This window comes from Paenibacillus xylanexedens, assembly GCF_001908275.1.
In the GTDB taxonomy this organism is placed as follows: Bacteria; Bacillota; Bacilli; order Paenibacillales; family Paenibacillaceae; genus Paenibacillus; species Paenibacillus xylanexedens_A.
The window spans coordinates 6904799-6931166 of sequence record NZ_CP018620.1; the positions used below are offsets into that span (position 1 = coordinate 6904799).

At 45.5% G+C, this 26368-nt stretch carries 39 protein-coding genes, 2 tRNA genes and 2 rRNA genes; 2 read left to right on the forward strand and 41 right to left on the reverse strand.

The genetic code is table 11. From position 1 onward, the window contains the following. Positions 1-160 precede the first annotated feature (160 nt). The 6 genes from BS614_RS30055 to BS614_RS30085 all read right to left on the reverse strand — a co-directional run bounded on the left by BS614_RS30055 (position 161) and on the right by BS614_RS30085 (position 3682). Positions 161-236: transfer RNA gene (locus tag BS614_RS30055), tRNA-Ala, on the reverse strand. A gap of 22 nt (positions 237-258) precedes the next feature. After that, positions 259-335, reverse strand: a tRNA-Ile gene (locus BS614_RS30060). Between the two features lie 36 nt (positions 336-371). After that, a 5S ribosomal RNA gene (gene rrf / locus BS614_RS30065) occupies positions 372-488 on the reverse strand. A 158-nt stretch (positions 489-646) separates the two neighbouring features. Then, positions 647-2199: ribosomal RNA gene (locus BS614_RS30070) — 16S ribosomal RNA — on the reverse strand. A 480-nt stretch (positions 2200-2679) separates the two neighbouring features. Further along, positions 2680-2910, reverse strand: a complete 231-nt coding sequence (locus BS614_RS30080; protein WP_017692114.1) for a hypothetical protein — start codon at positions 2908-2910, stop codon at positions 2680-2682. A 154-nt stretch (positions 2911-3064) separates the two neighbouring features. Further along, positions 3065-3682, reverse strand: a complete 618-nt coding sequence (locus BS614_RS30085) for a stage II sporulation protein M (protein WP_074096558.1) — start codon at positions 3680-3682, stop codon at positions 3065-3067. Positions 3683-3804: 122 nt separating this feature from the next. On the opposite strand from BS614_RS30085, the gene pdaB reads away from it, so the two are divergent. Further along, complete coding sequence (gene pdaB, locus BS614_RS30090; protein WP_017692112.1) at positions 3805-4581, forward strand: polysaccharide deacetylase family sporulation protein PdaB; 777 nt, start codon at positions 3805-3807, stop codon at positions 4579-4581. 113 nt (positions 4582-4694) lie between these two features. Here the strand turns inward: pdaB and BS614_RS30095 are convergent, their stop codons facing one another. Next, positions 4695-5327 carry a KinB-signaling pathway activation protein gene (locus BS614_RS30095; protein WP_047841115.1) on the reverse strand — a complete coding sequence of 211 codons (633 nt, stop codon included), beginning with the start codon at positions 5325-5327 and terminating at the stop codon, positions 4695-4697. A 125-nt stretch (positions 5328-5452) separates the two neighbouring features. On the opposite strand from BS614_RS30095, the gene gerD reads away from it, so the two are divergent. Further along, positions 5453-6205 (forward strand): spore germination lipoprotein GerD, encoded by a 753-nt coding sequence (gene gerD / locus BS614_RS30100; RefSeq protein WP_047841116.1) that lies wholly within the window; start codon positions 5453-5455, stop codon positions 6203-6205. Positions 6206-6291: 86 nt separating this feature from the next. On the opposite strand, the gene BS614_RS30105 is transcribed toward gerD, so the two are convergent. The 34 genes from BS614_RS30105 to rplB all read right to left on the reverse strand — a co-directional run bounded on the left by BS614_RS30105 (position 6292) and on the right by rplB (position 26355). Then, positions 6292-7392 (reverse strand): Mrp/NBP35 family ATP-binding protein, encoded by a 1101-nt coding sequence (locus tag BS614_RS30105; RefSeq protein WP_074096559.1) that lies wholly within the window; start codon positions 7390-7392, stop codon positions 6292-6294. Positions 7393-7471: 79 nt separating this feature from the next. Beyond that, on the reverse strand, positions 7472-8227 hold the full coding sequence (gene cwlD, locus BS614_RS30110; protein WP_074096560.1) for an N-acetylmuramoyl-L-alanine amidase CwlD: 756 nt from the start codon (positions 8225-8227) through the stop codon (positions 7472-7474). Between the two features lie 68 nt (positions 8228-8295). After that, a complete protein-coding gene (gene sat, locus BS614_RS30115) occupies positions 8296-9465 on the reverse strand; it encodes a sulfate adenylyltransferase (RefSeq protein ID WP_074096561.1) in 1170 nt (389 codons plus the stop codon). A gap of 23 nt (positions 9466-9488) precedes the next feature. Continuing rightward, positions 9489-10181 (reverse strand): phosphoadenylyl-sulfate reductase, encoded by a 693-nt coding sequence (locus BS614_RS30120; protein ID WP_074097059.1) that lies wholly within the window; start codon positions 10179-10181, stop codon positions 9489-9491. Positions 10182-10991: 810 nt separating this feature from the next. Next, the gene (rpsI, locus tag BS614_RS30125; RefSeq protein ID WP_017692105.1) at positions 10992-11384 is read right to left on the reverse strand and encodes a 30S ribosomal protein S9; all 393 of its coding nucleotides are present in this window, start codon (positions 11382-11384) and stop codon (positions 10992-10994) included. A 19-nt stretch (positions 11385-11403) separates the two neighbouring features. After that, positions 11404-11841 carry a 50S ribosomal protein L13 gene (rplM, locus tag BS614_RS30130; RefSeq protein WP_024633564.1) on the reverse strand — a complete coding sequence of 146 codons (438 nt, stop codon included), beginning with the start codon at positions 11839-11841 and terminating at the stop codon, positions 11404-11406. Positions 11842-12046: 205 nt separating this feature from the next. After that, positions 12047-12820 (reverse strand): tRNA pseudouridine(38-40) synthase TruA, encoded by a 774-nt coding sequence (gene truA / locus BS614_RS30135; protein WP_074096562.1) that lies wholly within the window; start codon positions 12818-12820, stop codon positions 12047-12049. Positions 12821-12979: 159 nt separating this feature from the next. Beyond that, positions 12980-13345: a 50S ribosomal protein L17 gene (rplQ, locus tag BS614_RS30140; protein ID WP_017692102.1), complete on the reverse strand. Its 366-nt coding sequence runs from the start codon at positions 13343-13345 to the stop codon at positions 12980-12982. A gap of 34 nt (positions 13346-13379) precedes the next feature. Beyond that, complete coding sequence (locus BS614_RS30145) at positions 13380-14324, reverse strand: DNA-directed RNA polymerase subunit alpha (protein WP_017692101.1); 945 nt, start codon at positions 14322-14324, stop codon at positions 13380-13382. A gap of 136 nt (positions 14325-14460) precedes the next feature. Further along, positions 14461-14856: a 30S ribosomal protein S11 gene (rpsK, locus tag BS614_RS30150; RefSeq protein ID WP_017692100.1), complete on the reverse strand. Its 396-nt coding sequence runs from the start codon at positions 14854-14856 to the stop codon at positions 14461-14463. A gap of 19 nt (positions 14857-14875) precedes the next feature. Next, the gene (gene rpsM, locus BS614_RS30155; protein ID WP_036607200.1) at positions 14876-15244 is read right to left on the reverse strand and encodes a 30S ribosomal protein S13; all 369 of its coding nucleotides are present in this window, start codon (positions 15242-15244) and stop codon (positions 14876-14878) included. Between the two features lie 20 nt (positions 15245-15264). Then, on the reverse strand, positions 15265-15378 hold the full coding sequence (rpmJ, locus tag BS614_RS30160) for a 50S ribosomal protein L36 (RefSeq protein ID WP_003333770.1): 114 nt from the start codon (positions 15376-15378) through the stop codon (positions 15265-15267). A gap of 152 nt (positions 15379-15530) precedes the next feature. Beyond that, on the reverse strand, positions 15531-15746 hold the full coding sequence (gene infA / locus BS614_RS30165; protein ID WP_017692098.1) for a translation initiation factor IF-1: 216 nt from the start codon (positions 15744-15746) through the stop codon (positions 15531-15533). Between the two features lie 3 nt (positions 15747-15749). Then, positions 15750-16058 carry a KOW domain-containing RNA-binding protein gene (locus BS614_RS30170; RefSeq protein ID WP_036607194.1) on the reverse strand — a complete coding sequence of 103 codons (309 nt, stop codon included), beginning with the start codon at positions 16056-16058 and terminating at the stop codon, positions 15750-15752. 10 nt (positions 16059-16068) lie between these two features. Continuing rightward, entirely contained in the window at positions 16069-16821 is a 753-nt protein-coding gene (gene map, locus BS614_RS30175) for a type I methionyl aminopeptidase (RefSeq protein WP_036607191.1), read from the reverse strand. A 3-nt stretch (positions 16822-16824) separates the two neighbouring features. Next, complete coding sequence (locus BS614_RS30180; protein WP_074096563.1) at positions 16825-17469, reverse strand: adenylate kinase; 645 nt, start codon at positions 17467-17469, stop codon at positions 16825-16827. A gap of 90 nt (positions 17470-17559) precedes the next feature. Then, positions 17560-18858, reverse strand: coding sequence for a preprotein translocase subunit SecY (gene secY, locus BS614_RS30185; protein ID WP_074096564.1), 1299 nt, complete (start codon positions 18856-18858; stop codon positions 17560-17562). Next, positions 18858-19298 carry a 50S ribosomal protein L15 gene (rplO, locus tag BS614_RS30190; protein WP_017692093.1) on the reverse strand — a complete coding sequence of 147 codons (441 nt, stop codon included), beginning with the start codon at positions 19296-19298 and terminating at the stop codon, positions 18858-18860. The genes secY and rplO overlap by 1 nt, the downstream gene beginning before the upstream one ends. Positions 19299-19341: 43 nt before the next feature. Continuing rightward, entirely contained in the window at positions 19342-19527 is a 186-nt protein-coding gene (gene rpmD, locus BS614_RS30195; protein WP_017692092.1) for a 50S ribosomal protein L30, read from the reverse strand. Between the two features lie 13 nt (positions 19528-19540). After that, the gene (rpsE, locus tag BS614_RS30200; RefSeq protein ID WP_017692091.1) at positions 19541-20038 is read right to left on the reverse strand and encodes a 30S ribosomal protein S5; all 498 of its coding nucleotides are present in this window, start codon (positions 20036-20038) and stop codon (positions 19541-19543) included. A 27-nt stretch (positions 20039-20065) separates the two neighbouring features. Beyond that, a complete protein-coding gene (gene rplR / locus BS614_RS30205; RefSeq protein WP_017692090.1) occupies positions 20066-20434 on the reverse strand; it encodes a 50S ribosomal protein L18 in 369 nt (122 codons plus the stop codon). Positions 20435-20551: 117 nt separating this feature from the next. After that, a complete protein-coding gene (gene rplF / locus BS614_RS30210) occupies positions 20552-21094 on the reverse strand; it encodes a 50S ribosomal protein L6 (protein WP_017692089.1) in 543 nt (180 codons plus the stop codon). 30 nt (positions 21095-21124) lie between these two features. Continuing rightward, a complete protein-coding gene (rpsH, locus tag BS614_RS30215; protein WP_017692088.1) occupies positions 21125-21523 on the reverse strand; it encodes a 30S ribosomal protein S8 in 399 nt (132 codons plus the stop codon). Positions 21524-21555: 32 nt separating this feature from the next. Then, positions 21556-21741, reverse strand: a complete 186-nt coding sequence (locus BS614_RS30220) for a type Z 30S ribosomal protein S14 (RefSeq protein WP_013312154.1) — start codon at positions 21739-21741, stop codon at positions 21556-21558. A gap of 73 nt (positions 21742-21814) precedes the next feature. Further along, complete coding sequence (gene rplE, locus BS614_RS30225) at positions 21815-22357, reverse strand: 50S ribosomal protein L5 (protein WP_017692087.1); 543 nt, start codon at positions 22355-22357, stop codon at positions 21815-21817. Positions 22358-22389: 32 nt separating this feature from the next. Next, positions 22390-22743 (reverse strand): 50S ribosomal protein L24, encoded by a 354-nt coding sequence (rplX, locus tag BS614_RS30230; RefSeq protein WP_017692086.1) that lies wholly within the window; start codon positions 22741-22743, stop codon positions 22390-22392. Positions 22744-22782: 39 nt separating this feature from the next. Beyond that, on the reverse strand, positions 22783-23151 hold the full coding sequence (gene rplN, locus BS614_RS30235) for a 50S ribosomal protein L14 (RefSeq protein WP_017692085.1): 369 nt from the start codon (positions 23149-23151) through the stop codon (positions 22783-22785). A 35-nt stretch (positions 23152-23186) separates the two neighbouring features. After that, complete coding sequence (gene rpsQ, locus BS614_RS30240) at positions 23187-23453, reverse strand: 30S ribosomal protein S17 (protein ID WP_017692084.1); 267 nt, start codon at positions 23451-23453, stop codon at positions 23187-23189. 48 nt (positions 23454-23501) lie between these two features. Further along, positions 23502-23699: a 50S ribosomal protein L29 gene (gene rpmC / locus BS614_RS30245; RefSeq protein ID WP_017692083.1), complete on the reverse strand. Its 198-nt coding sequence runs from the start codon at positions 23697-23699 to the stop codon at positions 23502-23504. Continuing rightward, the gene (rplP, locus tag BS614_RS30250) at positions 23689-24123 is read right to left on the reverse strand and encodes a 50S ribosomal protein L16 (protein ID WP_017692082.1); all 435 of its coding nucleotides are present in this window, start codon (positions 24121-24123) and stop codon (positions 23689-23691) included. The genes rpmC and rplP overlap by 11 nt, the downstream gene beginning before the upstream one ends. A gap of 2 nt (positions 24124-24125) precedes the next feature. Beyond that, positions 24126-24791, reverse strand: coding sequence for a 30S ribosomal protein S3 (gene rpsC, locus BS614_RS30255; RefSeq protein ID WP_036607182.1), 666 nt, complete (start codon positions 24789-24791; stop codon positions 24126-24128). 15 nt (positions 24792-24806) lie between these two features. Beyond that, a complete protein-coding gene (rplV, locus tag BS614_RS30260) occupies positions 24807-25139 on the reverse strand; it encodes a 50S ribosomal protein L22 (RefSeq protein WP_036607180.1) in 333 nt (110 codons plus the stop codon). A 35-nt stretch (positions 25140-25174) separates the two neighbouring features. Further along, positions 25175-25453: a 30S ribosomal protein S19 gene (gene rpsS, locus BS614_RS30265; protein ID WP_017692079.1), complete on the reverse strand. Its 279-nt coding sequence runs from the start codon at positions 25451-25453 to the stop codon at positions 25175-25177. Positions 25454-25524: 71 nt separating this feature from the next. Continuing rightward, on the reverse strand, positions 25525-26355 hold the full coding sequence (rplB, locus tag BS614_RS30270; protein ID WP_017692078.1) for a 50S ribosomal protein L2: 831 nt from the start codon (positions 26353-26355) through the stop codon (positions 25525-25527). Between the last annotated feature and the right edge of the window lie 13 nt (positions 26356-26368).

The window sequence follows — 26368 nt, forward strand, 5'->3', positions numbered from 1 at the left end:
AAAGCCAAAAGTCGCTCTCACTCGATACCATCACAAAAGCAATTTAACTACCTTTATACACTTGACTTGTTTACACAAGTTCAACTTAAAGGAATGTTCTAATTCGCGTTTGTTTCGTTTCGATATCTAGTTTTCAAAGAACAAACTTGTAAAACATTTTTGGTGGAGCCAAGCGGGATCGAACCGCTGACCTCCTGCTTGCAAGGCAGGCGCTCTCCCAGCTGAGCTATGGCCCCATATAAAGTTAAAAGGTATAGATGGTGGGCCCTGGTGGACTCGAACCACCGGCCTCACCCTTATCAGAGGTGCGCTCTAACCAACTGAGCTAAGGGCCCACATTACATATACTATTTGAACCCAAAATGGGTTACGCTTGGCGGCGTTCTACTCTCCCAGGACCCTGCGGTCCAAGTACCATTGACGCTGAAGGGCTTAACGGTCGTGTTCGGGATGGGAACGTGTGGAACCCCTTCGCTATCGCCACCAAACGTTTGAGAGTTTGAGCTCTCAAAACTGAGCAACGAGTGAGTTGCTTGTGCTCTTCATTTCATCCACACCGAAGTGACGGACCAAAATGAATCGCTGTTGCAGGTTCTAAGAATCTGCGTATTTGAATGTTTCCGTTGCAGGAAACGATTCTCCATAGAAAGGAGGTGATCCAGCCGCACCTTCCGATACGGCTACCTTGTTACGACTTCACCCCAATCATCTATCCCACCTTCGGCGGCTGGCTCCTTGCGGTTACCCCACCGACTTCGGGTGTTATAAACTCTCGTGGTGTGACGGGCGGTGTGTACAAGACCCGGGAACGTATTCACCGCGGCATGCTGATCCGCGATTACTAGCAATTCCGACTTCATGCAGGCGAGTTGCAGCCTGCAATCCGAACTGAGACCGGCTTTGTTGGGATTGGCTCCATCTCGCGATTTCGCAGCCCGTTGTACCGGCCATTGTAGTACGTGTGTAGCCCAGGTCATAAGGGGCATGATGATTTGACGTCATCCCCACCTTCCTCCGGTTTGTCACCGGCAGTCTATCTAGAGTGCCCACCCGAAGTGCTGGCAACTAAATATAAGGGTTGCGCTCGTTGCGGGACTTAACCCAACATCTCACGACACGAGCTGACGACAACCATGCACCACCTGTCTCCTCTGTCCCGAAGGAAAGATACATCTCTGTATCGGTCAGAGGGATGTCAAGACCTGGTAAGGTTCTTCGCGTTGCTTCGAATTAAACCACATACTCCACTGCTTGTGCGGGTCCCCGTCAATTCCTTTGAGTTTCAGTCTTGCGACCGTACTCCCCAGGCGGAGTGCTTAATGTGTTAACTTCGGCACCAAGGGTATCGAAACCCCTAACACCTAGCACTCATCGTTTACGGCGTGGACTACCAGGGTATCTAATCCTGTTTGCTCCCCACGCTTTCGCGCCTCAGCGTCAGTTACAGCCCAGAGAGTCGCCTTCGCCACTGGTGTTCCTCCACATATCTACGCATTTCACCGCTACACGTGGAATTCCACTCTCCTCTTCTGCACTCAAGTCACCCAGTTTCCAGTGCGATCCGGGGTTGAGCCCCGGGATTAAACACCAGACTTAAATGACCGCCTGCGCGCGCTTTACGCCCAATAATTCCGGACAACGCTTGCCCCCTACGTATTACCGCGGCTGCTGGCACGTAGTTAGCCGGGGCTTTCTTCTCAGGTACCGTCACCTTGAGAGCAGTTACTCTCCCAAGCGTTCTTCCCTGGCAACAGAGCTTTACGATCCGAAAACCTTCATCACTCACGCGGCATTGCTCCGTCAGGCTTTCGCCCATTGCGGAAGATTCCCTACTGCTGCCTCCCGTAGGAGTCTGGGCCGTGTCTCAGTCCCAGTGTGGCCGATCACCCTCTCAGGTCGGCTACGCATCGTCGCCTTGGTGAGCCGTTACCTCACCAACTAGCTAATGCGCCGCAGGCCCATCCCCAAGTGACAGATTGCTCCGTCTTTCCAGTTTCCTTCAGGCGAAGAAAACAATTATTCGGTATTAGCTACCGTTTCCGGTAGTTGTCCCAAACTTGAGGGCAGGTTGCCTACGTGTTACTCACCCGTCCGCCGCTAAGTATCAAGGAAGCAAGCTTCCTATCAACTCCGCTCGACTTGCATGTATTAGGCATGCCGCCAGCGTTCGTCCTGAGCCAGGATCAAACTCTCCAATAAAGTATTGAAAAGAGCGATAAGCTCATTTTGAATCTGACGAGATTAAAAATCTCATTTGTGCTCCAGTCGATCCAAGCCAAGGCTTGTTTCAAACTTTCGCGTTCATTCTGCAAGCAGAATGTTTACTCACTCGTTGTTCAGTTTTCAAAGATCAAACATTCAATTTAGTGCTGTTTTTCATGCTGTCGTCGTTTCAGCGGCGACTTTTATAATATATCATGTTGAAGTTCTCTTTGCAAGCATTATTTTTTCGATTATTTTCAATCGCTTTATTTTCATGCTTGTTTCGGTGAACCGCTCCTAAAAAAGGAACGAAAATTAATTTACCATATGAAATTAGAAAGGTCAACCCTTTTTCGACAAAAAGTATGAACCCCTCAGCAATTTCAGCATTATCATGGTTCAGAGGTACAGCACCCGCTATGAAGAGCCGCACCTCACTTCCACTACTATACAGCGAATATATGACCAGCTTCAGCATTATGGCTTCGACTTTTTCAGCTTCCCACCTCTTGCATACTTGGACAACTCTTTTGGCGGGGCAAAGCGTGCATACATGCGGAACACAGTCTTATATCGGCTCGCGATAGCATATTTGATCTCTTGGTCAAGACGATTATCACTTAGATCGAAAAGCATCTCATCTAATTCTTTACGCAGCACATAGTCTAGTTCCTTGCATTCCTTCTCGTTAAACAACATACCCAGCATTAGAGTTCTCCTTTTTGTGCATAGCCTCTTTATCACACTTACACAAGTTTCATGCAACACCCCGTGCATTCGCTTTTGTGGGGTACTGCTGGAACCCGTTTTATTGTTATGGTCAACTTTCTGAAAATTTATGAATGCCAACCAGCACAAAATTTTATCCTCTCACCAGAGTATACGTAAGTGTGCTTTCGATGATTGCTGCTACAAGAAGCAAGATGACAACCCAAAAGGATGCCGTTAACGTCCTATTCATGAATACTCTCCACCGGGTACCCATCGTATTTCGCTTGTCACTTCCAAGTTGTGCAAGGCTTTTGATAACCAGACCACCAAACTTCAGTCCGAAGGCGCAAGCAATAATTATGACCGGAATTTCAATAATGCCATGCGGAAGTAAACCTTTAACCACAAAATCATAGAAGCTTGCTCCATAATTCATCGTGGTGTGCACCACAAATCCAAGGACCATCCCATTGATCAGCAGGAAGATGACAGGCAGAATTCCGAAGAATATACCGGCATAGATGACAAGTACACTTTTGATGGCATTATTGAAAAAGATAAACAGGAAGAAGTTCCATTGCACATTGCCCCCCTGCTCCAGCCGTTCACTGACTTCACGTAATCCTCCGATTTGGTTCAACAATAGTTCTTCCAGTGGCCCTGTACTCACCCACCCTGCTCCTATACCAACAGCAAACAAAACTACGGACCAGATTAATGCACTGCGGATGGAACCAAGATCTCTAAGAAATGTACTGAATTTTAACATAATAACCTCCTGTAGAATCTAAAATGATGGACAAACAAGGTTCCGTTACGAATAACTGGGGAGTACGAGCATACATTGGAGAGTAAACAAGCATTTCTTATGGGAGAGGGGCGCTTATTGAAATGAACTCGTTCTATGTATTTAGCGGCAAAAAGATTAAACGGTACCTGATTGTCCTCGTTGCTGCCATCTTTGCGATCGGTATTATTTATCTGGAGAGAGGCAATGTCTCCGTATTCTCGGAGGAAGCACCATCAGCCGTCTACAGCGTTCCAACCGAGAAGAAGGTAATCGCACTTACCTTTGACATTAGCTGGGGGGATAAACGGACAGAGCCGATTCTGAAAGTTCTTCAGGAAAATAAAGTGCAGAAGGCAACCTTTTTCCTTTCCTCCCCCTGGAGCAAGACACACCCCGAAATTGTTACTGCCATCAAAGAGGCAGGATATGAAATTGGCAGCCATGGTCACAAACATGAGAACTACAGCAGCCTGACCGAAGAAGAAATACGCAAAGAAATTTCGACAGCTCATAGCATTTTAACCGATTTAACGGGAAAAGAACCGAAATTACTACGTCTGCCCAACGGGGACTTTGACAAGCGAGTGCTTCAGGTAGCCAATAGTCTGAATTATCAGGTTGTGCAGTGGGATACCGACTCCTTGGATTGGAAAAATCCTGGTGTACAGACCATTGTTGATCGCGTAGTAAGCAAGGCACATCCAGGGGACATCGTACTGCTGCATGCAAGCGATTCTTCTAAACAAACGCATGAAGCACTCCCTGTCATTATCGACAAATTAAAAAACCAGGGCTATGAATTCGTAACCGTGTCTGAGTTGCTTAACCATTCCAGTGTAGAAGGTAAGGAAGTTCGTGATCAAGCCAGCGGTCAATAATTGGTAGATTGCTTGGGCTATAGCTCTAATACGAGTGTAAAATACGAGTGTAAAAGTTGAAAAGAGCTAACCAGGTTAGCTCTTTTTGGTATGTTTTTTATGCAAAATGAATTCTATGCTCGGCTTTCTTTCAACTGTTCTGCCTTTCCACTTACACTCCGGTTCGTCGATACATCCACCAGCCTGTGCAATATCAGCATTTGGTATGCATTACATAGGAGCAAGGGAACCACAATAAATATGGTTGCAGCATTCACATCAATACGTAATACGCCGATCGTCTCCACTATGGTAACGGCAATCATGAAAAAGAGTGTAGGTACGAGCGCGGAGATATGAGTCAGCTTTACTTTAACGTAAGCGGTAACAATTGCAGCTGCCAAAATAATGATACCTAACACAATATCCGATATACGCTCCCGGTCTCCCCCAACAAACAAACGTAAAAACATCACGTCAAGCAGGGCTAACACCGTTAGTACAATCTGCACGATCTGCCAACCGCGCTTTGGAAATACACCTTTACCCATATAATTCAATATCAGATATGCAAAGAAACCCATTTGTGAATACACGCTGATCATAACCCCTGATCCAAATAAGATCAAAAGATACAGAAGAAAATCATTCAATCCATTTGTTTTCTCCCCGTTCACCAGCATCATAATCAATCCTGTGCCCAATGCTCCCGCGGCCCCAATAAGCAAGGCTGTCCAAAACAGGAAAAACCATCTACGTAAATTCAAATGTTTTCCACCCCCGAGTGTTTATTTTACCAACCTTCTCAGCAAAAAACCATCATTGCTCAACATATTTCCCCCTTTCCCATCACATACTACATCCAGTATCTAATCAAGGAGGGATTGTACACATGAAACGGCCTTTGTGGCAGCTATGCTGTGTCGTACTGGGGCTATCCGTCATGCTTGCCGGCTGCGGTTCAGATCAGAGTTCTTCGCCTCCTCAGGGCAGTTATAAAGAGATGAAAACAATGGTTGTAGATATTTTGAAAAGTGATGAAGGCAAGAAAGCGGTGGAGGAAGCTCTTACAGGTCAAAGCTCATCCAGCGGAAGCAGCGGTTCTGAAGAAGGCGGCGGTTCGGGTGGTGCTTCAGGATCCATTGGTATGAAAATGTTAATGCCTGTGCAATCTTCGGAACAAATACGTATTGCAGTAAAAGATACCATCACAGCTCCCGAATATAAGAAGGAATTCGAAAAGATCATGACCGATCCGCAGTTTGCGGGTGAATTTGCCAAAGTGATCAACGCACAAAGCAAACAACTTCATATGCAATTAATTAAAGATCCCACATATCAAAAATCTGTTGAAGACATCATGAAGTCACCTGAGGTATCCAAGATGTTCATGGATATGACGAAGACTCCGGATTATCGTAAACAGACCATGACTGTCATGCAGGAAGTGATGCAAAACCCGTTGTTCCGCATGGAAGTACTCACTTTGCTCAAGAAGGTAGTACAGGACGAATTGCAACCCAAAGTGGAAAGTGGCGGAAAACAGGGGGAAGAGCAAGGCGGACAACAAGACGGTCAGGGCGAAGGTGGAAGTGATGGCGGAGATGGTGGAAGTGGAGATTCTGGCAGCGGTGGAGGTTCATAAACAGTAGATGTTGGTATATTACAGAAACTGAAAAGCCTGCATCCGAATGGACGCAGGCTTTATTTGTATTTATAACACTCATACCATTAGAATTTGGATTCAATGGACCGGGCAACTTCATCGTAGATAGCCCCTATACGGGAATCAGCTTTGTATACAGAAGGTGAGAAATCAGGCTCGGAAGGATGATTATCCGGCGTGCCTAATGGAATCTGGGCAAGCAGGCTTGTATGCAGACTTTCCGCAAGTCTTCCCCCGCCTCCACGACCAAAGACATAATCCTTCTCTCCGCAACTGCCACACTCATAGTACGCCATATTCTCAACCACACCAAGTAACTCATGATCGGTCTGAATGGCCATCGCACCCGCACGTGCTGCGACAAAAGCTGCCGTTGCATGCGGCGTGGTAACGATGATTTCCTTACTCTGTGGCAACATCTGATGCACATCCAAAGCAACATCTCCCGTACCTGGGGGCAAATCCAGTAATATATAATCCAATTCGCCCCACTGGACATCCGTAAAGAATTGACGCAGCATCCGACCTAGCATGGGTCCACGCCAGATTACCGGGTTGTTCTCCCGAATAAAGAAGCCCATCGACATGACTTTGACGCCAAAACGTTCAACCGGTTGAATAACGCCATCTTCAACGACCGGATATTCTTCAATCCCCATCATGTCGGGTACACTGAAGCCATAGATATCCGCATCAATTAAGCCCACTTTCTTGCCTTGACGTGCCAAGGCTGCAGCCAGATTAACGGTTACCGTTGATTTACCAACGCCACCTTTACCACTGGCCACAGCAATAAAACGAACACCTGATTCAGGACTTAACAGCTCATGTCCATCCAGACCCGCTGCGTGACCTTTTACGAGCACTTCGTCCCGATCTGGCTCATTATCGGGTTGTCCCATATTCAGGCTCTCACGATCATGCTCAGAAGCTGCACGCACACGAATATGTACATCCTTCAGTCCGTGCTGGGACAACAGATTACGCGCTGCATCACTCAAAGCTGTTGTATCCTCAGGTCGATTTTCCAGTGTCACTATGGTCAGAGCCACATGATTTTCTTTCACCATAATATCTCGAAACCATTCCAGTTCGGTCAGACTTACTCCCAATTGTGGTTCTTGTAATGGCTGTAATAGTTCAAGTATCTGTTCTTTTGATAACATCAGACAGCACCTCAGCTTTATCTATTGGCATGTAATTAGGTATGCTGATCCAATTATATCATTACCTTTCTTGTTCTGACTAACTTTTAGATCGTTCTCCTGAGGAATATCTGAGAATTCCATTATAGATCGATGCAGCTACCTTGCGTTGATAAGCTTCGTCGGCAAGCATACGTGCCTCTTCCGGATGAGAAAGGAAACCCACTTCTACCAGCGCTGAAGGGATCTTCAGAGCCTGTAACAGATAAACCGTATTCACCGTTTTGGCGATTCGATCTGTATTCTCCAGATTACGAACCATCTCTTGTTGAAGCAGATTAGCCAAACCTTCGTTATCCGGATGGTTAGTTGTATAGAAAACCTGCGCTCCACTCCATCGGTTGGATGGGACACTGTTCATGTGAATGCTGATAAAGAGATCTGCTTGCTTATCCTCTATCCGTCGTACTCTTTGTTTCAGATCTTCCGTCTTGCGTTTGGAGTACCCCTTGGTGTCCGATTCCGCCAAATCAGTGTCTATTTCTCGTGTCATAACCACTAAGGCCCCTGCCTGTTGCAAATAATCTCTCACATACAGGGCGATAGACAGGTTGATATCTTTTTCAATAACCCCCTGTTTACTCACCGCTCCTCCATCTGGTCCTCCGTGTCCTGCATCAATGGCAATGACTTTACCCGCCATCGGCAAACTCCAATAACCTGACGTCTTAGCGGAAGGCAGTTCATAGGACATTACCGCCACTAACATGGCCAGTAGACAGAGACTCAGCATGACCCTTTTGATTGTTTTTAGCCTAATCCAGACTACAAAGTGTTTCCCCATATTTTTACGCATAAAAAAACCACCTCGTCCCTATAAATGACTCTAATCATCTATATGGGACAAGATGGACAAATATACCGCTAGGAGCGGACTTGCTCCGCCATTCCTTCAATCAGCACCTCAGCTACCTCAGGACGTGTAAATTCAGGTGGAGGGCACTGGCCGTCACGGAGCAACCCGCGTACTTTGGTGCCGGAAAGTGCCATATGATGTTCTTTATCATGTGGGCAAGTTTTGCTGGATGCCATGTTTCCACATTTGGTACAGAAGAAACTATGTTCGAAGAACAACGGAGTGATCCCCAGTTCCTCTGCTGTAAAGTTAGTAAAGATCTCCTGTGCTTCATATGTTCCATAATAATCACCAACACCCGCATGGTCACGACCAACAATAAAGTGAGTACACCCGTAATTTTTGCGAACCATCGCATGGAAAATAGCTTCACGTGGACCGGCATACCGCATGGCTGCGGGGAACACACCAAGAAACGCACGATCAGCCGGGTAATAGTTCTCCAGTAATACCAGATAACTCTTCATCCGAACATCTGCGGGAACATCGTCCGACTTTGTCTCTCCAACAAGCGGATTCAGGAAAAGTGCGTCTACAATCTCCATAGCGCTCTTCTGAATGTATTCATGAGCCCGATGCACCGGATTACGTGTCTGAAAACCAACTACGGTCTTCCAACCCTTCTCCTGAAAAATCTTCCGGGTATCTGCAGGATCATAATAGAATTCTTCAAATTTCGAAGGTTTTGGACGGTTCAACACTTGAATTGGACCTCCTACGTATGTTGCAGGACGCTCCAACAGTTTTTTAACGCCCGGGTGCTCGGGATCATCCGTTTTGAATACACGCTGGGCTTCTTCACCCTGATCCACCTGGTATATACTTTGGACTTCGAGCAATCCATAAGTGACTCCATCTTGATCACCAACAAGTTTCACACGTTCACCAATCTGGAGGGATGCGGCTTGTTTATCGTCAATAGCAAGTGTAATCGGTATACTCCAGACTGTTCCATCGGCAAGACGCATGCGAGACACCACCGAAAGGTAATCTTCCTCATTCAAGAAACCTTCAAGTGGTGAGAACGCACCCACACCAATCAGATCCAAATCTGATATCGTCCAGGTATTAATAAGCAAAGAGGATAAGTTTTTACTGTCTTGCAACAATTGCTCCCGTTCTTCTCTTTGTACGATACGCTGAACCAGCGTACCTCCATGAGGCAGAATCGATGTCATCTTGTCAGCTCCTTGTATATCTATTATTTATGAAGGCCACATTCCGTTTTATCATTACCAGACCAGCGTCCAGCACGAGGGTCCTCTCCAGGCATCACTTGACGTGTACAATGCTCACAACCAATACTTGGGTAGTTCTGATCATGAAGAGGGTTATATACAACGTTATTGTCACGAATATATTGCCATACATCCTCAGTCGTCCAGTGCGCAATCGGATTAAACTTCATCAGGCCAAATTTGGAATCATATTCAACCTTCTTCGAGTTTGCACGAGTTGGTGCTTGATCTCTGCGGATACCTGTAATCCATGCATCATACTGAGAAAGAATACGTGTTAACGGTTCGACTTTGCGAATGTTACAGCACCCATTGGGATCAGATTTCCATAACTCTTCACCGTGTTGAGCTGCCTGCTCTTCCGGAGTAATCTTAGGTGACACGCGTACAAATTCAAGGTTGTAGTTCTCCTGCATCTTATCACGTGTTTCGTATGTTTCTTTAAAGTGAAAATCTGTATCCAGATAAAAAATATCTGTGGATGGGCTGATTTTCTGCACCATATCTACAAGTACAACATCTTCTGCACCAAAACTACATGCAAAAGTGATATTTGGGAATGTTTCAATAGCATACCGAATAATATCCTCTGGACTGGCATGTTCCAGTTCCTCTGCCTTCGTCCGTGCCAAATCTTCTTTCTCCAACAAGTTCATCTGTGAATTTCCCCCATTCTGCATTTCAATACACCTAAAGCCGACTAATCTAATATGAATTATGTTTAGTATAAATCTTTCATTGGGGATGTCAATGCCTGCCATATGGTAAAATAAATCAGTTTTTGACCCTTTTTAATTGCCGCTATCACACAATATTTTGGTTCAATTTGTCCATTTCTCTGTTAATGAGATAAAAACAATGATGTTGGCCCAGGTCATTAGGCAGGTAAAAATACATCCCTTAGCCTGGGAAACCTTTGCTGCTGCTGGGTTTGGACAGATCTTGTCGTCAAGAACAGAATCCAAAAATCACTAGGTGATTGAAAATGAAGGAAGAAAAGCTAAAGTTTTAAGGGGAGCAACGTTGCGAATTTTAGCTATTGATATGTAAGGGACTTTTATCGTTTCCATAAGAAATACTGATAAGGTTTGCACCAATGAATTAAGTACAAAAACAGTAAGCTGAGTGCATTCAAGAAATCCGGCGTGAGTTCTAAACGATGATTTTATAGGAGCTGTTATAGAATGTGTGGTGAGCGATGGGTGAGAGCGTAAGAGCAAATTCAATGATCTAAACGATTAGAGAGGTTCAGTAAGATGTAGATGTATCAACGTACATATTATAGGACTGTATTGAGGGACATTAAGAGCACATTGAAAAGGCAATGAGGGAAAGATGCACAAGCATGGGGAGAGACATCAGAGATATGAGAAAAATGAGAGCTATCGCATAAACTAATATAATATATGGCGTGATGGTCATGAATATATAAAAAAGCCTTTGACCGAGGCCAAAGGCTTTTAATATTAACGTTTGGAGAACTGAGGTGCGCGACGAGCCGCTTTAAGACCGTATTTTTTACGCTCTTTCATACGTGGGTCACGAGTCAGGAATCCTGCTTTTTTCAGGGATGCACGGTATTCCGGATCTGCTTTGAGCAGAGCGCGGGAGATACCATGACGGATTGCGCCGGCTTGACCGGAGATTCCGCCACCATGAGCAATAACAAGAACGTCATAGTTGTTGAGCGTTTCTGTCAAGTTCAGTGGTTGTTTTACGATCAGTTTGAGTGTTTCCAAACCGAAGTATTCATTAATATCACGTTTATTGATGACAATGCGTCCTTCACCCGGTACAAGGCGAACACGTGCTACCGAATGTTTACGACGACCTGTCCCATAGTATTGTACTTGTGCCATGAAACTGTCCTCCTTTTAATTAACCGCGAAGTTCGTAAACTTCTGGTTTTTGTGCTGCATGTGGATGCTCAGTGCCTCTGTACGCTTTAAGTCTCAACTTCATTTTCTCGCCCATGCGAGTTTTAGGAAGCATACCGCGAACAGCCAATTCCAACATACGCTCAGGTTTGTTTTTAACCATCTCTTCAGCTGTAGTTACTTTCAAACCACCTGGGTGCATTGAGTGACGGTAGTATTTTTTACCTTGCATTTTCTTACCAGTCAATACGATTTTCTCAGCATTGATGATAACAACGAAATCGCCAGTGTCCACATGTGGAGTGAATTGTGGCTTGTGTTTGCCGCGAATCAAAGCTGCTGCTTCGCTCGCCAAACGTCCGAGGGTTTTGCCTTCAGCATCAATGATGTGCCATTGGCGCTCAACTTCGTTAGGCTTCGCCATGTACGTAGTACGCATGAAAAGTTCCTCCTTAAAATGTTCAAAATCATCATTTTCATTTATCTTCGTTCGTTAAGTTATAACTTTAGGTGTTGATGGATTGTAAATTTGATGTGAAACTCTTAATTGGGGCTGTGGGAAAGCCATTAAGAAAACACAACTTTTATATTACATGATAGGCGATTAAATCGCAAGTGTTAATTAAGCTTTTCACTCACCAAATTTAATCTTTTTTGTATTCAAGATCCCAGAGCATTAAACCGCAGCTAACTGCAGTAGGTCCTGCAGCAGATCGATTACATGCAGCAATCATATTTGGTACATCAGAGGCTTTCCGTTTGCCCTCTCCGATCTCCAGCAGTGTCCCTACAATGATACGAACCATATGCTGCAAAAAGCCGTTACCACTCAAATAAATGTGAATGACACCCTGATCGCGCGGATGGTCTCTGCACATTGATCGGTCCACTTCCATCCATGCTTCGTACACCGAACGGACATGATTCTCTTTCTGAGACTTGCGTGAAGCAAAAGAGGTAAAATCATACGTCCCTATGAAATGTCGTAAGCCCTCCTGCATTGCCATAATATCAAGCTTCGCATGATGATGATATTGCAGTCTTCTGTTGAATACATCCGGAAATTGATTCGCATTGACTGTATAACGATACGTTTTCTTTTTCGCTGCATAGCGAGAATGAAAATCAGCCGAAACTTCAATCGCATCAATAACGACAATATCGGAGGGTAATCTGGAGTTGAGTGCAATACACCAACGTTCAATCGGGATCTGGGACTCCGTAGGAAAATTGAAGATTTGTCTGCGGGCGTGAACACCTGCATCTGTTCGGCCTGAACCTGTAATTTTAACCTTCTCACCGGTTAAAGCACGAATCGCATCTTCAAGATGATCCTGAATAGTATTCCCACCCGGCTGTACTTGGAAGCCGAAATAGGCAGTGCCATCATAAGTTAACGTCATACATAAGTTCCGCATTATTACCACACCTTTGTTCCATACTATACATATCCCTATCCCGAACAGCAAAAGAAGCCCCTTACGGAGCTTCTATTACAGCACGAATTCCGAAATGAAGAGAAAAAAAGGGTTAATCCAGAATCGTTGATTCTGTCCCCTTTCCTCATCTCATCTGTTTTACGCGCGGTCTACCAGTTCCAAGTAAACCATTGGCGCTGCGTCACCACGACGAGGTCCCAGTTTCAAGATACGAGTGTATCCACCTGGACGCTCAGCGTAACGACCGGACAATTCGCTAAACAGTTTTTGGATTGCATCTTGCTCACCATCGATAGTTTCGCGGCGAACATAAGCTGCCACTTGGCGACGGGCATGAAGATCTCCCTTTTTCGCTTTAGTGATCAGTTTTTCAGCAATAGAGCGAACCTCTTTTGCTTTCGCTTCAGTTGTCTGAATGCGTTCGTATAAGAACAGGTCGGTTACCAGGTCACGGAACAAAGCTTTACGTGCGCTGGAATTACGGCCCAACTTTTGGTATGCCATTGTTTTCCCTCCTTCACTTCAAGCACTCGGCTGTCTATTCTTCTGTACGGAGTCCCAAACCAAGTTCCTCAAGCTTCTCTTGAACTTCTTCCAAAGACTTGCGTCCGAGGTTACGGACTTTCATCATGTCTTCTTCCGTTTTCGTAGTCAGCTCTTGCACGGTATTAATACCGGCACGTTTGAGGCAGTTGTAGGAACGAACAGAGAGATCCAGCTCTTCGATCGTCATTTCGAGTACTTTTTCTTTTTTGTCTTCTTCTTTTTCGACCATGATTTCTGCATCTTTCGCTTCGTCTGTAAGACCCACGAAGAGCATCAAATGCTCAGTCAAAATTTTAGCGCCGAGGCTTACAGCCTCTTCAGGACGAATACTTCCATCAGTCCAAACTTCCAACGTGAGCTTGTCATAGTTGGTCACTTGACCGACACGCGTATTTTCCACAGCGTAGTTAACGCGACTGATCGGGGTGAAGATGGAATCGACTGGGATGACGCCGATCGGCTGGTCATCGCGTTTATTCCGATCTGCCTGGACGTAGCCGCGACCGCGATTGGCAAAAATACGCATGTGAAGTCTCGAACCTGGTCCGAGCGTAGCAATGTGCAAATCCGGGTTAAGGATTTCCACATCGGAGTCAGCACGGATATCTCCAGCCGTAATTGCTCCTTCGCCTTCAGCATCAATCTCGAGCACTTTCTCCTCGTCTGAATGAATCTTAAGCGACAAAGCTTTCAGGTTAAGAATAACCTCCGTTACATCTTCCATTACGCCAGGAACTGTAGCAAATTCATGCAGAACGCCATCGATTTGAACCGAAGACACTGCCGCACCCGGCAGTGACGAGAGCAAGATTCGGCGAAGCGAGTTTCCAAGCGTCGTACCGTATCCGCGCTCAAGCGGTTCTACTACGAATTTCCCATAGGTGCCATCATCGTTGACGTCTACCGTCTCAATTTTCGGCTTTTCGATTTCAATCACTGCAATACCCCTCCTTCAAAACGTCGGTCCTCTATGAAACATTTACCTTCTCTTGCGAAAACATGTAGTAGTATGCCTAAACAACCATTATTAGCAGATTGTGCCGGAAATATACCACACGCAGGGGCAAATCTCATTAGACACGACGACGTTTTGGAGGACGGCATCCGTTATGCGGGACTGGAGTTACGTCTTTGATCAGGTTAACTTCAAGACCAGCAGCTTGCAAAGAGCGGATCGCTGCTTCACGGCCTGCGCCTGGTCCTTTAACCATAACCTCAACGGCTTTCATCCCATGTTCCATTGCAGCTTTGGCAGCAGTCTCAGCAGCCATTTGTGCAGCAAACGGAGTCGATTTACGGGAACCTCTGAATCCGAGGCCACCGGAGCTTGCCCACGAAATTGCGTTTCCGTGAGGATCCGTAATAGTAACGATAGTGTTATTGAAAGTGGAACGGATATGCGCCACGCCAGATTCAATATTCTTACGGTCACGACGTTTAGTACGTACGACTTTTTTCGGTTTAGCCATTTTCTCTTATCCCCCCTTATTATTTCTTCTTGTTCGCTACTGTACGACGAGGACCTTTACGAGTACGAGCATTCGTTTTCGTACGTTGTCCACGAACAGGCAGACCACGACGATGACGAACTCCACGGTAACAACCGATCTCCGTCAAACGTTTAATATTCAAAGAGATTTCTCGACGCAGGTCACCTTCTACTTTGACCTCTTTATCGATACTTTCACGCAATTTGCTGACTTCATCTTCCGTCAAATCACGAACACGAGTGTCCGGATTGATGCCTGTTGTGCTCAGAATTTTCTGGGAAGTCGTTTTACCGATTCCGAAAATATAAGTCAAGGCGATCTCAACGCGCTTATCACGTGGCAAATCCACACCAGATATACGTGCCATTTTACGCTACACCCCCTTCTTTAACCTTGTTTTTGTTTGTGTTTCGGATTTTCACAGATAACCATAACATTCCCTTTGCGGCGAATGACTTTGCACTTTTCGCAAATCGGCTTGACCGAAGGTCTTACCTTCATGTGAATTACCTCCTCAAAGTTTTGCTAAGCAAAACCCTCTTCGTAAGCATTGACCTTGTTCTACTATTGTAAAACCGGCTTCGAAGCTTTCGCAAGTTTTGCCGGGCAAAACCCGCTACATAAGCTTCACAGTTCATTGCAACTGTCTACTACTATTTACGGTAAGTTATGCGACCTTTTGTTAAATCATAAGGCGACAACTGAACAACTACTTTGTCTCCAGTCAGGATACGGATAAAGTGCATCCGCAGTTTTCCGGAAACGTGAGCGAGAATTTGATGACCGTTCTCAAGCTCAACCTTGAATGTTGCATTCGGTAGCGGTTCGAGAACCGTACCTTCCACTTCAATGACATCTTCCTTAGCCATTAGTCAGTCTCCTTTCTCTTCAGCTTGAATGTTGGTGGATTCCAGAAATGAATGAACCGCGTAACGGAGCTTTCCATTTGTCACCCGACCACTCTCGTTTAAACTGTTCACAACCTCGCTGCTAATCATGGGCTGGAGCTCAAGATGAAGAAGATTCTTCTTCTTTGGTTGATCAAACTTACGTTTGTCTCCATCCGCAATATATACGAACTTACCGTCCGCTATAGCAACAATTACTGCGGCTTGGTCCGCATTGCGGCCTTTACGGATCTTCACAAGTTGACCGAGCTGCGGATTAGACTGACTGTTCATGCCTCATCACCTACGCATTCAGTTTTGTGAAAATTTCCATACCATCTGGTGTAACTGCTACGGTGTGTTCAAAGTGTGCACATAACTTACCATCAACCGTGACGACAGTCCAGTTATCTTCCAACGTTTTCACATACCGTCTACCTACGTTAACCATCGGCTCTATGGCCAGCACCATGCCCGCTTTAAGCCGTGGTCCCCGATCGGGAAGACCATAGTTCGGAATCTGTGGTTCTTCGTGCAGATCTGCGCCTATGCCGTGACCGACATATTCACGAACTACGGAGAACCCTTCATCTTCAATATATTTCTGAATCGCATGAGATATTGTAAACAAGCGAACGTCCGGTTTTACCAGCGCCAGACCTGCGTATAACGAAGCCTCGGTAACGTCCAGAAGACGACGGGCTTCTTCGGAAATACGGCCGACCGGATAAGTCCAGGCGGAATCTCCATGATACCCCTGGTACTGCGCGCCAATGTCAAACGTAACGATATCGCCCTCGTTCAACTTGCGTTTGCCGGGAAATCCATGTACCAACTCTTCATTGACTGAAGCGCACACACTGGCAGGGAAACCGTTATAACCTTTGAAAGACGGCACAGCTCCTTGACTGCGGATATATTGATCAGCCATATGGTCAAGTTCTCCAGTCGTAATACCGGGAGCGATATGCTCTGCCAAGAGACGATGCGTTTCCGCAACAATTCTCCCTGCTTCCCTCATCAAGCCCAGTTCCGTTTCGGACTTACCAATGATCATCAATTAACCTCTCAGTAAGGACACGATTTCTTTAGAAACTTGATCGATATCCTGTTCTCCGTTCATTTGACGAAGAAGACCTTTAGTCTCATAGAACGTGAGGAGTGGTGCTGTTTTGTTGATATACTCGTCCAGTCGTGTACCTACACTCTCTTCATTATCATCAGAGCGTTGATACAACTCACCAGCGCATTTATCACAAATACCTTCCTGCTTAGGCGGATTGAATACCACATGATAAGTGGAACCACAGTTTTTACAAATTCGACGCCCCGTCAAACGAGCGAGCAATTTGTTGCGATCCACTTTCAGGTTGATTACATGATCGAGACCTGAGTTCAATCGATCCAGAATGCCATCGAGCGCTTCTGCTTGCGAAAGGGTTCTTGGAAATCCGTCCAAGAGGAAACCTTCTCTGCAGTCAGGCTGCTGCAAACGTTCTTCAACGATGCCAATGGTTACATCATCTGGTACAAGCAATCCTTGATCCATATATTCCTTGGCTTTCATGCCAATGGGAGTTCCCTGTTTGATCGCGAGACGAAATGCATCGCCTGTTGAAATATGGGGAATACCGAACTCTTTCACGATGACGTCTGCTTGCGTTCCTTTTCCTGCCCCCGGAGGGCCCATGAATAGGATGTTCACGTTATGTCACTCCCTCCAAGACTACCCTACATCAACAAACAGCACAATAGGTGCCGGCAAGTAAATCTTCACTCGACCGGTACCTATTGCCTATTTATTGATAAAACCTTTGTAGTGGCGTTTGATCAATTGGCTTTCGATTTGCTTCATCGTATCCAGCGCAACACCGATAACGATCAGGAGGGATGTTCCTCCAATTTGCGCAGATTGAGGCAAACCAGACAGTGCCCCCAAGATTACAGGCAGAACGGAAATGACTGCCAAGAACATGGCACCGGCCATTGTCAAACGAGTCATGACACGGGTCAGATATTTCTCGGTTGCTTTACCCGGGCGAATGCCTGGGATGTAACCGCCGTTCTTTTTCATATTATCAGCCATCTGCTGTGGATTCATCTGTACGAAAGTATAGAAGAATGTGAAACCGAAGATCATCACGACATACAACAACATACCTAGAGGTTTGTGTGTAGTCAGGTTCTGTCCGATCCACTGTGCCCAAAGGCGATCTGCCCAGAAGTTGGCGATGATCGTCGGGAACATCAACAGCGATGATGCGAAGATAACAGGGATAACACCTGCTGCATTAATTTTCAGCGGGATATGTGTATTCTGTCCACCGTACATTTTGTTACCTACGACACGTTTAGCGTACTGTACCGGAATCTTCCGAATCGCCTGCTGAATGTAAATGACCCCTATGATGATCAACACAATAACAATTGCGATGATAACACCTTTAAGAATATTCATAAACAGTTGGTCAGGTTGAATGAAGTCAGATTCGATCGTTTGTTTGATAATGTTAGGCACCGTAGATAGGATACCCGCAAAGATCAAGATCGAAATCCCGTTTCCTATGCCCTTCTCGGTGATCTGCTCACCAAGCCACATTAGGAATGAAGTACCGGCCGTAAGTACAATCGCGATCAAGATATAATCTGCAAATGTAGCGTTAGGAACCATCTCTGTATTGTACAAGCGGTTGAATCCGATCGACGTACCAAACGCTTGAATCAATGCCAGCCCGATGGTTAAATAACGGGTCAACTGTGCAGATTTCTTCTTACCTTGTTCACCTTGCTTTGCCCACTCCGCTAATTTAGGAATAACGTCCATGGAAAGCAACTGTACTATGATAGACGCAGTGATGTAAGGCACGATCCCGAGCGCAAATATCGAGAACTGGAAGAGCGCTCCACCCGAGAACGTATTGAGAAGTCCAAAAACTTCTTTACCCGCAGAATTTGTCGCTTCGAACACATCTTTGTTAACTCCCGGCACGGGGACAAAGGAGCCGATGCGGTAAATGATCAGTACAAAAAGGGTAAATAATACCCTTTTGCGCAGATCTTCAACCCGCCAGATATTCTTTAGGGTCTTGAACATTAAATCACCTCGGTTGTACCGCCGGCAGCTTCAATTTTCTCAATAGCAGATTGAGAAAACTTGTTAGCTTTAACAGTCAGCTTCACAGTGACATCACCGTTACCCAGAATTTTGATTCCGGATTTAGCGTTTTTAACTACGCCATTCGTCATCAAGAATTCTGGAGTTACTTCAGTACCCGCAGCAAAACTGTTCAGGTCTTCAGTATTCACAACTGCATATTCTTTGCGAGTTGGGTTTACAAAACCACGTTTTGGCAAGCGACGATACAATGGATTTTGTCCACCTTCGAAGCCTGGACGAACTCCACCGCCAGAACGAGAATTTTGTCCTTTGTGACCGCGACCTGATGTTTTACCTGTACCACTACTTGGACCGCGACCAAGACGTTTACGTTCTTTGCGGGATCCAGGAGATGGTGAAAGCTCATGTAACTTCATCGTTCGTTGCACCTCCTTAAAGATTTGTGGGATTAACCCGTTATTAAGCTTCTACTTCTTTAACAGCAACCAAGTGGCTTACTTTGTTAATCATACCACGGATGGCAGGATTATCGTTTTGTACCACTTTGCTATTGATTTTGCGCAAACCCAATGTTTTCACAGTTGTTCTTTGCGTCTCCGGACGTCCGATCAAGCTGCGGACGAGGGTAATTTCTAATTTAGCCATGAGAATTCCCTCCTTAACCCAGAAGCTCTTCGACGGATTTTCCGCGCAGTTTAGCCACGTCTTCAGCACGCTTCAAACGGGACAAACCTTCCAAAGTCGCATTGACCATGTTCATGGAATTCGAAGAACCCAGAGATTTTGTCAAAATGTCACCTACACCAGCAAGTTCGAGAACCGCACGTACAGGACCACCAGCGATAACACCAGTACCTTCAGATGCTGGTTTCAACAGCACGCGTCCTGCGCCGAACTTACCTGTTACCAAGTGAGGAATCGATGTTCCTACGAGTGGAACGTGTACAAGGTTTTTCTTAGCGTCTTCAATACCTTTGCGAATTGCATCAGGTACTTCGCCCGCTTTACCGATACCAGCTCCAACCCAGCCGTTGCCGTCGCCGACTACAACCAGTGCGCTAAAGCTGAAACGGCGTCCGCCTTTTACTACTTTAGCTACGCGATTAATATTTACAACTCTTTCAGTCAGTTCCAAAGTATTCGGATCTACACGCAAGTCGTTAACCTCCTTTTGAAAAATATCTTAAAACTCAAGTCCTGCTTCACGAGCCGCTTCAGCCAATGCTGCGATACGACCATGGTACAGATAACCGCTACGGTCAAATACGATGTTGGAAACACCTTTGTCTTTCGCACGTTTAGCAACGAGTTCGCCAACTTTACGAGCTGATTCAACAGATGCACCATTTTTGATGTCAGTGCTCAATTCTTTGTCTACGGTAGACGCGGAAGCGATTGTTACACCAGCAACATCATCGATGATTTGAGCATACATATGTTTACCAGAACGGAATACGTTCAAACGAGGACGTGCTGCCGTTCCTTGGATTTTCTTACGAACACGAAGGTGTCTTTTCAGACGAGCCTTATTTTTATCTGGTTTCGTAATCATCTCAAAGATTCACTCCTTTCAGGTTACCTCGCTGGCTTCAAAGCAGAAGCCACGGGGTATATTAGAAACACACGAAGCAAGCAAGCCGAAAGCCGCGCAAAGGCGGTAAGAGAAATCTTATTTCTTCTTACCGGCTTTACCTTCCTTACGGATGATACGCTCGCCTTCATATTTAATACCTTTACCTTTGTACGGCTCAGGTTCACGTACGGAACGGATTTTAGCAGCGTAAGCACCTACACGCTCTTTGTCAATTCCGCGAACGATGATTTTTGTATTCGAAGGTACTTCGAATTCGATTCCCGCTTCCGGTGTAATTTCAACCGGGTGAGAGTAACCAACGTTCAGAACGATTTTATCTCCGGATTTGCTTGCACGATATCCGACCCCAACCAATTCCAGAGATTTCGCGAATCCTTCAGTAACGCCGCTCACCATATTGTTTACAACGCTACGCGTTGTGCCGTGCAAAGAACGGTGAGTTTTGTTATCGGAAGGACGCACAACTGTGATTTCGTTATTTTCAACTGTAACCTTCATGTCTTTATGAAGCTCACGAGTCAAAGTTCCTTTAGGTCCTTTTACCGTAATAACGGTGTTGTCCAGGGTGATGTCTACACCACTTGGTACTGTGATTGGTTTGCGACCAATACGAGACATATGTTGCACCTCCTATCTTGTGACGTTATATTACCAAACGTAGCAAACGACTTCTCCGCCGGATTTCGATTGACGAGCTTCTTTGTCCGTCATGATACCTTTAGATGTCGAGATGATCGCGATTCCCAGGCCACCAAGTACACGAGGTACTTCGTTGCTTTTCGTGTAAACACGAAGACCAGGTTTACTGATTCTTTTCAGACCAGTGATAACGCGCTCGTTATTTTGACCGTATTTCAGGAAAACACGGATAATCCCTTGTTTGTTATCATCGATAACTTCAGCGTCACGGATGAAACCTTCACGCTTCAGGATATCGGCGATTTGTTTTTTCATTGTCGAAGCAGGCATTTCTACCGTTTCGTGACGAACAGTGTTCGCGTTACGAATACGAGTAAGCATATCTGCAATTGGATCAGACATAGTCATTGTGAGTTAACCTCCTTCCCGTTCAGGACTTTTTACCAGCTTGCTTTTTTCACGCCAGGGATCTGGCCTTTATAAGCTAATTCACGGAAACAAATTCTGCAAATTTTGAACTTTTGCAGGACCGAATGTGGACGTCCGCAACGCTCACAGCGTGTATATGCACGTACTTTGAACTTAGGTGTACGTTGTTGTTTAACTTTCATCGAAGTTTTTGCCACTTAGCCTGACACCTCCTAAATAATTTCGGAGAAAAGGGAGTCTTTCCAGACACCCGGAAACGTTATGCCAACATTACTTAACGAAAGGCATTCCCATTTGCGTAAGCAATTCACGGGACTCTTCGTCTGTTTTCGCCGTTGTTACAATGACAATATCCATACCGCGGACTTTATCAACTTTATCGTATTCGATCTCCGGGAAGATCAATTGCTCTTTCAGACCCAGTGTATAGTTACCACGTCCATCGAAAGCATTACTCGATACACCGCGGAAGTCGCGGACACGAGGAAGCGTTACGTTGAGCAGCTTATCTAGGAAGAAGTACATACGCTCACCGCGTAATGTAACTTTCGCACCGATAGGCATATTCTCACGCAGTTTGAAACCTGCGATAGATTTTTTAGCTCGAGTGATTACAGGTTTTTGACCCGCGATCAGTTGCAAATCGTTTACTGCAGAATCCAACACTTTAGAGTTTTGGACAGCGTCGCCCACACCCATGTTGATAACGATTTTCTCGATTTTCGGCACTTGCATTACCGTTGTATAGTTAAACTTCTGCATCAAAGCAGGAGCGATTTCTTGCAGGTAACGTTCTTTCATTCTTGATGCCATGAATCATAGCCCTCCTTTCTCATTCGGTTCAATTAGTCGATAATTTCTCCGGAACGTTTAGCAACGCGCACTTTCTTACCGTTATCCAAAACTTTGTAACCTACACGGGTTACTTTTCCGCTCTTCGGATCGATGTGCATTACGTTGGAAACGTGAATCGGAGCTTCCTTCTCGATAATGCCGCCTTGCGGATTTTGCTGGTTAGGCTTCTGGTGTTTTTTCACCATGTTAACACCTTCCACAAGGACGCGGTTCTCACGAGGATAAGCAGCGATGACACGGCCTTTTTTACCTTTGTCTTTACCGCTGATCACCATAACCGTATCTTCCTTTTTAACGTGAAGTTTGTTGTTATGGGATTCCAGAACTTTTTTCACTCTTGGCATTTCGTACACCTCCTGTTTCTAACATCACGAGATTAAGCTTTAGATAACTTCTGGAGCCAAGGAAACGATTTTCATGAAGTCTTTATCGCGAAGTTCGCGAGCAACTGGTCCGAAAATACGTGTTCCACGTGGGCTTCTGTCGTCTTTTACAACAACCGCTGCATTTTCATCAAAACCGATGTAGGAACCGTCTTTACGACGTACAGAACGTTTCGTACGAACGACAACCGCTCTAACTACATCACCTTTTTTGACAACGCCGCCTGGTGTTGCTTGTTTAACAGAACAAACGATCAGATCACCGATTTGAGCTGTACGACGTCCCGTACCGCCGAGTACGCGGATACACATCAGTTCCTTCGCACCGGAGTTGTCGGCCACAGTCAAACGTGTAAATGGTTGAATCATTTAGTATTCCTCCTTTCAGCAATGCTGCTGATGCATTAGATGATAACCGCTTTTTCTACGATTTCAGTAAGTCTCCAGCGTTTATCTTTCGAAAGCGGACGAGTCTCCATGATTTTCACCGTGTCACCGATTTTCGCAGTGTTTTCTTCGTCATGCGCTTTGAATTTTTTAGTAACCTTAATGCGTTTATGGTACAAGTTATGTTTTTTGTAAGTTTCTACAGCAACAACAATCGTTTTGTCCATTTTATCGCTGACCACTTTACCAGTTTGCACTTTACGTGCGTTACGTTCTTCGCTCATTGTTGGCCTCCTTCCTGATTACGGACGGATTGTCCATCCTATCCCTAATTAACCGATTCCCAATTCTCTCTCACGGATAATGGTTTTAGCACGAGCTATTTCTTTCCGCACATCACGGATGCGAGTCGGGTTATCCAGCTGACCGGTAGCTAATTGAAAGCGGAGGTTAAAGAGTTCTTCTTTAAATCCGGCAATCTTTTGCTCGATTTCAGCAGAGGTTAGGTTGCGAAATTCACTAGCTTTCATTTGCTTCACCACCCAATTCTTCACGTTTCACGAACTTCGTTTTGATTGGCAGTTTGTGAGCGGCAAGACGCATTGCTTCGCGTGCAATTTCCTCCGGTACACCAGCAAGTTCAAACATGATCTTACCTGGTTTCACTACTGCAACCCATTTTTCTACGTTACCTTTACCGCTACCCATCCGAACCTCGAGAGGCTTTTGAGTGATTGGTTTGTCTGGGAAAATTTTGATCCAAACTTTACCACCACGTTTGATGTAACGAGTCATCGCAATACGAGCCGCTTCGATTTGACGGTTCGTAATCCAAGCCGGTTCCGTAGCTTGCAGACCGTATTCGCCAAAGTTCAGAGTCGTTCCGCCTTTAGCTTGGCCTTTCATATGTCCACGTTGTTGCTTACGGTGTTTTACGCGTTTTGGTACCAACATGATTAGTTGCCTCCTTCCTTAGCAGCTTGTTTCTTAGCCGTAGGAAGAACCTCTCCACGATAGATCCATACTTTTACGCCGATAAGTCCGTAAGTAGTATGAGCCTCTGCTGTACCGTAGTCAATGTCAGCACGCAGTGTGTGCAGTGGAACAGTTCCTTCGCTGTAGCCTTCAGAACGTGCGATCTCAGCACCGCCAAGACGTCCGCCTACTTGAGTTTTGATACCTTTAGCACCGGAGCGCATAGTTCTTTGAATTGCTTGTTTCAGAGCACGACGGAAAGAAACACGACGTTCCAATTGTTGTGCAATGCTTTCAGCTACAAGAACAGCGTCCAAGTCTTGGTTCTTAATTTCAGAAATGTTGATGTGTACTTTTTTACCGCCAGCAATTTTCGTAATTTGGTTACGAAGATTTTCAACTTCCGAACCACCCTTACCAATAACCATACCTGGTTTAGCAGTGTGAATCGTTACGTTTACGCGGTTAGCCGCTCTCTCAATTTCTACACGAGATAAAGCGGAGTCTTTCAATTTATTTTTCAGGAATTCACGAATTCTCACGTCTTCCATCAAAAGATCACCGAAGTCTTTGCCTGCATACCACTTAGATTCCCAGTCACGGATAATTCCGACACGGAGTCCGACTGGATTTACCTTTTGGCCCACACATTTCCCCTCCTTCTACTTCTCAGATACCACCAAAGTAATGTGGCTAGTACGTTTGTTAATACGACTTGCACGTCCCATTGCACGAGGGCGGAAACGTTTCATTGTCGGTCCTTGGTTCACGTAAGCTTGCGAGATAACCAATTTGTTAACATCCAAAGAATAGTTATGTTCCGCATTCGCAATAGCGGAGTTAAGCAACTTCTCAACGATTGGAGAAGCAGATTTCGGAGTGTGACGGAGAATGGCAACCGCCTCACCTACTTGCTTGCCACGAATCAAGTCAACAACGAGTTGAGCTTTACGAGGAGCAATCCGGATAAACTTAGCATGTGCTTTTGCTTCCATTGTGTAACCTCCTTTCAAACATTAAAGATATTCATTTATCTTCTTGTTTTCTTATCATCAGCAGTATGGCCTTTGTACGTACGGGTTGGAGCGAACTCACCCAGTTTGTGTCCGACCATGTCCTCAGTTACATACACTGGCACGTGTTTACGACCATCGTAAACGCCAAATGTGTGTCCGATGAATTGCGGGAAAATTGTAGAACGACGGGACCAGGTTTTGATCACATTCTTCTTACCTGAAGCTTCCATCTCTTCTACCTTTTTAAGCATGTAGCCATCAATGAATGGCCCTTTTTTCAAACTGCGACCCATGTGGAGATCCTCCCTTCAAACATAGCTATTATGCATCCGCAGATGCCTCACGAAGTTATGCACAGTGTGTATTACTTCGTGCGGCGGCGAATGATGTATTTATCAGAAGCTTTATTTTTCTTACGCGTTTTGTAACCAAGAGTAGGTTTACCCCATGGTGACATAGGCGATTTACGTCCGATTGGAGCACGACCTTCACCACCACCGTGTGGGTGATCGTTAGGGTTCATTACTACACCACGAACCTCAGGACGTTTACCCAACCAACGGCTACGACCGGCTTTACCGATTTTGATGAGCTCGTGGTCTTGGTTACCAACAGATCCGATTGTCGCGCGGCAAACTTTCAAAATACGACGAACTTCTCCGGATGAGAGACGAACGGAAACGTATTTTTCTTCTTTACCAAGCAATTGAGCTTCTGTACCAGCAGCACGAACCAATTGTCCGCCTTTACCTGGTTTCAACTCAATGTTGTGGATAACGGTACCTACTGGAATGTTTTCGAGTGGCAGTGCGTTACCGATTTTGATGTCCGATTCAGGTCCGGAGAATACTTGATCTCCAACTTTCAAACCTTTAGGAGCGATGATATAACGCTTTTCACCATCAGCATAGTGAATCAGAGCGATGTTGGATGTACGGTTCGGGTCATACTCAATCGTAGCAACGCGGCCCGGTATTCCATCTTTAGTACGTTTGAAGTCAATGATACGGTATTTACGTTTGTGTCCACCACCATGGTGACGAACTGTAATTTTACCTTGGTTGTTGCGGCCTGCTTGTTTGCTCAACGGGGCCAACAACGATTTCTCCGGCTGATTTGTGGTGATTTCCTCAAATGTAGAAACGGACATGTTCCGTCTTGCCGGGGATGTTGGTTTATACTTTTTGATTGGCACTGGGTTTCCCTCC

What these genes read in the sequence shown, in the direction of transcription:
- gerD (WP_047841116.1), top strand. Translation starts at nt 5,453, where the DNA reads ATGAAACGGCCTTTGTGGCAGCTATGCTGTGTCGTACTGGGGCTATCC.
- rpsK (WP_017692100.1), bottom strand. Translation starts at nt 14,856, where the DNA reads ATGGCTAAACCGAAAAAAGTCGTACGTACTAAACGTCGTGACCGTAAG.
- rplE (WP_017692087.1), bottom strand. Translation starts at nt 22,357, where the DNA reads ATGGCATCAAGAATGAAAGAACGTTACCTGCAAGAAATCGCTCCTGCT.
- cwlD (WP_074096560.1), bottom strand. Translation starts at nt 8,227, where the DNA reads ATGCGTAAAAATATGGGGAAACACTTTGTAGTCTGGATTAGGCTAAAA.
- BS614_RS30085 (WP_074096558.1), bottom strand. Translation starts at nt 3,682, where the DNA reads ATGTTAAAATTCAGTACATTTCTTAGAGATCTTGGTTCCATCCGCAGT.
- rpmJ (WP_003333770.1), bottom strand. Translation starts at nt 15,378, where the DNA reads ATGAAGGTAAGACCTTCGGTCAAGCCGATTTGCGAAAAGTGCAAAGTC.
- rplO (WP_017692093.1), bottom strand. Translation starts at nt 19,298, where the DNA reads ATGAAGTTACATGAGCTTTCACCATCTCCTGGATCCCGCAAAGAACGT.
- BS614_RS30105 (WP_074096559.1), bottom strand. Translation starts at nt 7,392, where the DNA reads ATGTTATCAAAAGAACAGATACTTGAACTATTACAGCCATTACAAGAA.
- rplF (WP_017692089.1), bottom strand. Translation starts at nt 21,094, where the DNA reads ATGTCTCGTATTGGTCGCAAACCAATCACAGTACCAAGTGGTGTAGAC.
- rplX (WP_017692086.1), bottom strand. Translation starts at nt 22,743, where the DNA reads ATGCCAAGAGTGAAAAAAGTTCTGGAATCCCATAACAACAAACTTCAC.
- rpsS (WP_017692079.1), bottom strand. Translation starts at nt 25,453, where the DNA reads ATGGGTCGCAGTTTGAAAAAAGGGCCATTCATTGATGGCTACATGCTT.
- BS614_RS30080 (WP_017692114.1), bottom strand. Translation starts at nt 2,910, where the DNA reads ATGCTGGGTATGTTGTTTAACGAGAAGGAATGCAAGGAACTAGACTAT.
- rpmC (WP_017692083.1), bottom strand. Translation starts at nt 23,699, where the DNA reads ATGAAAGCTAGTGAATTTCGCAACCTAACCTCTGCTGAAATCGAGCAA.
- BS614_RS30170 (WP_036607194.1), bottom strand. Translation starts at nt 16,058, where the DNA reads ATGAACAGTCAGTCTAATCCGCAGCTCGGTCAACTTGTGAAGATCCGT.
- rplM (WP_024633564.1), bottom strand. Translation starts at nt 11,841, where the DNA reads ATGCGTACTACGTACATGGCGAAGCCTAACGAAGTTGAGCGCCAATGG.
- pdaB (WP_017692112.1), top strand. Translation starts at nt 3,805, where the DNA reads ATGAACTCGTTCTATGTATTTAGCGGCAAAAAGATTAAACGGTACCTG.
- rpmD (WP_017692092.1), bottom strand. Translation starts at nt 19,527, where the DNA reads ATGGCTAAATTAGAAATTACCCTCGTCCGCAGCTTGATCGGACGTCCG.
- rplV (WP_036607180.1), bottom strand. Translation starts at nt 25,139, where the DNA reads ATGGAAGCAAAAGCACATGCTAAGTTTATCCGGATTGCTCCTCGTAAA.
- rplP (WP_017692082.1), bottom strand. Translation starts at nt 24,123, where the DNA reads ATGTTGGTACCAAAACGCGTAAAACACCGTAAGCAACAACGTGGACAT.
- secY (WP_074096564.1), bottom strand. Translation starts at nt 18,858, where the DNA reads ATGTTCAAGACCCTAAAGAATATCTGGCGGGTTGAAGATCTGCGCAAA.
- truA (WP_074096562.1), bottom strand. Translation starts at nt 12,820, where the DNA reads ATGCGGAACTTATGTATGACGTTAACTTATGATGGCACTGCCTATTTC.
- infA (WP_017692098.1), bottom strand. Translation starts at nt 15,746, where the DNA reads ATGGCTAAGGAAGATGTCATTGAAGTGGAAGGTACGGTTCTCGAACCG.
- sat (WP_074096561.1), bottom strand. Translation starts at nt 9,465, where the DNA reads ATGACATCGATTCTGCCTCATGGAGGTACGCTGGTTCAGCGTATCGTA.
- rpsQ (WP_017692084.1), bottom strand. Translation starts at nt 23,453, where the DNA reads ATGAGCGAAGAACGTAACGCACGTAAAGTGCAAACTGGTAAAGTGGTC.
- BS614_RS30120 (WP_074097059.1), bottom strand. Translation starts at nt 10,181, where the DNA reads ATGAACTTGTTGGAGAAAGAAGATTTGGCACGGACGAAGGCAGAGGAA.
- rplN (WP_017692085.1), bottom strand. Translation starts at nt 23,151, where the DNA reads ATGATTCAACCATTTACACGTTTGACTGTGGCCGACAACTCCGGTGCG.
- rplQ (WP_017692102.1), bottom strand. Translation starts at nt 13,345, where the DNA reads ATGGCATACCAAAAGTTGGGCCGTAATTCCAGCGCACGTAAAGCTTTG.
- rpsH (WP_017692088.1), bottom strand. Translation starts at nt 21,523, where the DNA reads ATGACTATGTCTGATCCAATTGCAGATATGCTTACTCGTATTCGTAAC.
- rpsI (WP_017692105.1), bottom strand. Translation starts at nt 11,384, where the DNA reads ATGGCACAAGTACAATACTATGGGACAGGTCGTCGTAAACATTCGGTA.
- rplR (WP_017692090.1), bottom strand. Translation starts at nt 20,434, where the DNA reads ATGATTACGAAACCAGATAAAAATAAGGCTCGTCTGAAAAGACACCTT.
- rpsM (WP_036607200.1), bottom strand. Translation starts at nt 15,244, where the DNA reads ATGGCACGTATATCTGGTGTGGATTTGCCACGTGATAAGCGCGTTGAG.
- map (WP_036607191.1), bottom strand. Translation starts at nt 16,821, where the DNA reads ATGATCATTGGTAAGTCCGAAACGGAACTGGGCTTGATGAGGGAAGCA.